Annotated in this window: 2 protein-coding genes; both read left to right on the forward strand. The window is 27.9% G+C overall.

The genetic code is table 11. The features are described from left to right. Positions 1–58 precede the first annotated feature (58 nt). Positions 59–3,379 carry an AAA domain-containing protein gene (locus ACY2RU_RS17330; protein ID WP_490139742.1) on the forward strand — a complete coding sequence of 1,107 codons (3,321 nt, stop codon included), beginning with the start codon at positions 59–61 and terminating at the stop codon, positions 3,377–3,379. Continuing rightward, positions 3,379–4,743 carry a phospholipase D-like domain-containing protein gene (locus tag ACY2RU_RS17335; protein ID WP_490139743.1) on the forward strand — a complete coding sequence of 455 codons (1,365 nt, stop codon included), beginning with the start codon at positions 3,379–3,381 and terminating at the stop codon, positions 4,741–4,743. The genes ACY2RU_RS17330 and ACY2RU_RS17335 overlap by 1 nt, the downstream gene beginning before the upstream one ends. The last annotated feature ends 416 nt before the right edge of the window (positions 4,744–5,159 follow it).

The following is a 5,159-nucleotide window of genomic DNA, read 5'->3' on the forward strand; positions in this document are numbered from 1 at the left end:
ACCGTTGCCAACCATTAAAGAAAAACCGTGCTCAGATTGAAAAACTGAATATAATTGAATGATTTTAGACAAATACCAACTATACGGAGAAATCCAAAACAGAGGTTATTCATCAACCGCCAAAGTAACAGATGAAAGTGGCGAAATTTATTTTGCTAAATGGATAAAAGGAATTGAAAAAAACTCACAACCGAGTAAAATTCTTTATAACAAATTACGACACTTAAAAAAAGCAGTCCACTCTTCCCTACCGAAAATTATAGAATACGAATGGGACGAAAGCCAAAGTGCTTATTGCATCATATTTGAAAACAAAAACGCAACTTCTTTAGAAGAAAACATTTTTGAAATTAAACCAACACATTTTTTTAAAGGGATTGAACAAATTGCAAATTGCTTACAGCAATTGCAACAGAAACATAAACTTGCTCACGGAGATATAACACCTGCAAATATACTTGTAGATGAAAACTTTGATTTTTACTTAATTGATTTTGGAGTTTCAGATATTTCTGCAACATTAAGCCAATCACAAGAATTAGAGATTTTCGCAAAAGAATTTGCGTCACCTGAAAAATGGGATAGAAAAATCCCAAAGGGATTTCCCTATCAATCTGACATTTATTCTATTGGTAAAGTTATTGAATGGTATTTTGCAAAAAATGAAATTAACGAATTTGAAGAAGTCCAGAAATTGACTGACAAAACTTGTGAGCAATTACCAATAAATAGAATAAATTATGTTTCTTTTTTAGAGAAATTATCGAAAATCACAAGTGAAATTTCTTTTGACAGTAAAAACTCGGTTTCTATAAATGCAATACCAGAAGTTATAGAAGATTTAAATAATTCCGATTTCAAACCAAAATTTGACATAAGTCCAAGCAGAGGAGAAAATATCCTATTAAATATCTCAACTAAAAATTTCTATATTCATTGTATTTGGAAAATATCAGAAAATGGTTTAGAAATCCTAAATGGAGAAAGAAAAGAAAATAAAGAAAGGGAACATTCTAATACTTTGAGATATGGAAAAGAATTAGGCTTGCCAATTGTGTTTACTTCTCAAAATGGTTATAACGAGCGTTTTAACTTAACGCCTTTTTTTAAGAAAATACAAAAAGAAAAACAGCACGAAAGCGAATATAGAAAAGGAAAAAGAGAGATTACTAAAGAATTAAAATTCTTTAAAGATTTACTAACCAAAGAAATGCAAGTTTTAGAAAAAAACTCATTAAGATTACGTTTTGTGAGTTTTGAGAAAAACGGGAATTATGAAATTTCATTTAAAATTCAAGACAATGAAAAATACAGCAAGAACGGTTTAATCATCTCTCATATTGACAAAGCAACACCACCAAGTCCAGAAGATTTTGAATTTATCGTAAGTGAAACTGCCGATAAAAAACAAATGAAAGACCCAATGAAATTTTCGGGAGTTGCTTATGATTTCGACACAAAAACAAGAGTTTTAAAGTTTAGGGACTGTGAACGATTAGATTTTGAAAAAATCCCTAAAAACGGATACATATTTGAAAATATCAGTAAACAAGAAGAGGAAAAGAAAAGACAATTAGAAGCAATTCGAAAAGTAGAATATAATGAAGTTCAAAATAGAGATTTAATACATTATGTTTTTAATCCTACTGATTTGCAAGGCAAATATCTTGAATTTCAAGAACTAACAAATGTTTATCAAACAGACGAAAAGGGAAATGACTTTGTATATAGTTTTAATCAACAAAAAGCAATACTAAATGCAATTCATAGAGAACCTTTAACAATTATTCAAGGTCCACCAGGAACAGGAAAAACAACTGTTATAACAGAAATAGTATTTCAAATATTAAATAAAAATCCTGATGCTAAAATTTTAATCACTTCTCAAACAAATGATGCAGTTGATAATGTATTAGATAATCTATTGGAAAAAGAAATTCCAATTGTTAGATTAAGTGGTATTAGAAAACCAAAAGTAAGTTTGCAAAAACATACTTTAGAAAGAAAAATTGAGGGTTGGAAAGAAGAAGTAAGAAAAAAAACTAAAGCCAATTGGAAACCATATAAAGAGCAATTTAAAAAGGCATTAGAAAAAGAGAATATTATTCTATTACCAATTTTTGAAATCCTTTCTTCCAATAAACAATGGAAAGTAAAAAAGCAACAAATAGAAAAAATGTTAGAACGTTTCAATACGTTTAAAGGTTTAGAAAAATCTTTAACTTCTGAAACAGAATTTATAACTTCAATCAATAGTTATGTAAAAGTAAATTTTGAAGAATATTTTTTAAAACAACAAATATTTAAAGATTGGTTAGCAACAATTAGTTCGCTAGATGAGAATAGCAATATAAATCAAAAATTAATAGATAGCATTAGAGTAATTGGAGCAACAACTAATCATATTGCATCAAAAAAATATCAAAAATATAATTTTGAGTTTGACTATGTAATAATGGACGAAAGTGGAAAAGCAACCACAGCAGAAGCATTAATACCAACAGTTTTAGCCGAAAAATTAATCCTTGTTGGCGACCATAGACAATTAAGACCAATGCTAACTGCAAATCGTGAAGTTGAAAAATGGTTAAGAGAAAAGTTTAAAACTGACACAGATGAATTTGATAGTTGGGATGATTATTTTAATAGACCAAGTTTATTTGAGCAAGTAATAACAAAAATTGATGACGACTTTAAAAGTCAGTTAGAAGAATGTAGAAGAAGTTCAAAAGACCAAGTTTTACTAACTTCAAAATGCTTTTATGAATCTTTTGGAGATGAACCGATAAAACCAGTTGAACGACCACAAGATAAAGAACATAATCTTGATTTAAAAATTGATAGTTCAATTGTCTTTCTTGATATTGGTAATTCATATAAAAGTGAAATTGATGGAAATGGTTCGTCAAGAAATAAATTAAGTGCTGAATTAATACCTGAACTTCTAAATCAATTAGATAGGTTTGAAAAAGTAAAGAATTACACAATTGGTGTTATTACAGGCTATTCTGCTCAAGTAAGAGAAATAAGAAAAGTTGTAAGAAATAAAGTTGATTATCGTAAACTGAAAAATGTAAAATCTAATAATGTCGTTATATCTGTTGTAGATAAGTTTCAAGGTTTAGAAAAGGATATTATCATTTTTGATTTAGTAAGAAGTCAGCAACAAACATTAGGATTTTTATCTAATGCAAATCGTATAAATGTTGCTTTATCAAGGCAAAAAAAACTAATAATTATTGTTGGAAATTTAGATAGCATATTAAGTGCAAAACCACCAAAAGATTTAGAAAACACAAATCAAAAACCAGCATTACAAAAATATTTAAGTGAATTGAAGAAAGACTGGATTGTTAAAAACGTAGAACAAATATTTTAATGGACATACAAGAAATACATAAAAAGTTAGACAAACAATGTCCAAGTGATTATAAGATAAATGAAATTATCCAATTTGCATATCCTTATAGACGAGTTCGAGTAAACGCAACTGTAAATAAATCGCCTGAAAAATCAATACAACAAGTATATTCAGTTTTTTTAAGAACAATAATAGCAGGTTATAACAAAGAAGAACAAATAATTAAATTTTTAGGTCTTAACAAAGAAGATTTTATATTAAGAGAATTATACTTTTTGCGTGAAAGAGGATTTGTAGATTTTACTTCAGGTATTTGGTTAGTAACCGAACAAGGAGAAGAATTTGTAAAAGATAATAGTATTTTAAAAATTCTTGAAGAAGAAGAATTTGAATTTTTAATTGATGCAATATCAAATCAAGCGGTTGAAAAGAACTTTAGATTATTTAGCAATAAAAACATTGAAAACAGATTAAATCCAGAGATTGATTATTCAATAAAAAATCCTGAATTGCTTAACAACAAAAACGAACAACTTTCTGACATTTATAAAAGTCAGAGTAATGGAAAAGCGTATTTAGTTGATTATGACAAGTCAAATATTAAGTTTGATAAAAAGGAAAATCACGATTATTATTTAATCGAATATATTCCGATAAAGGAAAAAGAAAATGAATTAGAACCATATATTGAAGTTAGAAATACTGATAAAGATATCTCAAAACAAAAACGACTTTCTAAATCACTTTTTGAAAAATACCCAAGTATATTATATCAATTTACAACTTCTGACAGAACAAGTTTTGCGAAAATTCAAGAAGATAATAATAGTGAACTTTTAGAAGAGTTTAAAACAACTGAAATCAAAAAAAAGATAACCGAAACGCAAACACTTTCGGTTTGGGAAACGCAAGAGCAATTTGCAGAAGCATTAAAGACGGTTAAATCTAAAATATTAATTGAAAGTCCTTGGGTAAAACGTGCTACCTTAAAATATATAAATAGTATTGAAAAAGCATTACAAAGAAGTGTAGATGTTATCATATTGTATGGAATTGAAAGCAATGATGAACATCATTACGGAACAATTGAAAAACTGCGAAATTTAAAAAGTAAATACCAAAATAATTTTCATTTAATACATTTACCAACTCATTTTGAAGAACAAGGAAACTATAAAATGACAGGAACACACAGGAAATTGATTATAAAAGACAATGATTATTACATACAAGGAAGTTTTAATTTCCTATCATTTAACAAAGAAAAAGGACAGAAAATAGCGAATGAGGAAAGTATTTTAATCCCTCAAAATGTGGAAACGAAATGGAAAAACGTTCTGAAAGAATACGGAATAAATAACGGTTGGCAACAACGTATATAAAAAATAGCGGTTTAAATGTTTAAACGAAAATGAATTTTATAAATTTAAGGTCAGTTATAATCCGAAAAGTTAGTGAGTAAAATCCGCTACTTTTCATATACAAGACCGTTGTCTACAATGGCGGTTTTGAGCTGAAAACAAACATTTTTTGATAGAAAAATATAACTCAGCAACTTCTGACTTTTAAAATATGGGTGCGGAATTCCTTCAAAAACAATAAACAGTTGGAGTTTAGAAGCAAAATAAAGATTTAAAATAAAGCTCAAATTTCTACTTAAAAATCTCGCGTAGGGTTACTTAAAAGATTGTTCAATTCTGAGTAAATAAAAAATTCATTATAATCGGATACTACACGCAGTTGTTCGCAAAGGGCAGAAAAATTACTGTTTAAGTAGTAGCGTTTGAAAAAAAGCTCG

The organism is Ulvibacter sp. 2305UL32-6, from assembly GCF_058148545.1.

Bases quoted from the DNA above. Each gene is read 5' to 3' on its own strand.
- ACY2RU_RS17330 (WP_490139742.1), top strand. From the start codon at position 59: ATGATTTTAGACAAATACCAACTATACGGAGAAATCCAAAACAGAGGT.
- ACY2RU_RS17335 (WP_490139743.1), top strand. From the start codon at position 3,379: ATGGACATACAAGAAATACATAAAAAGTTAGACAAACAATGTCCAAGT.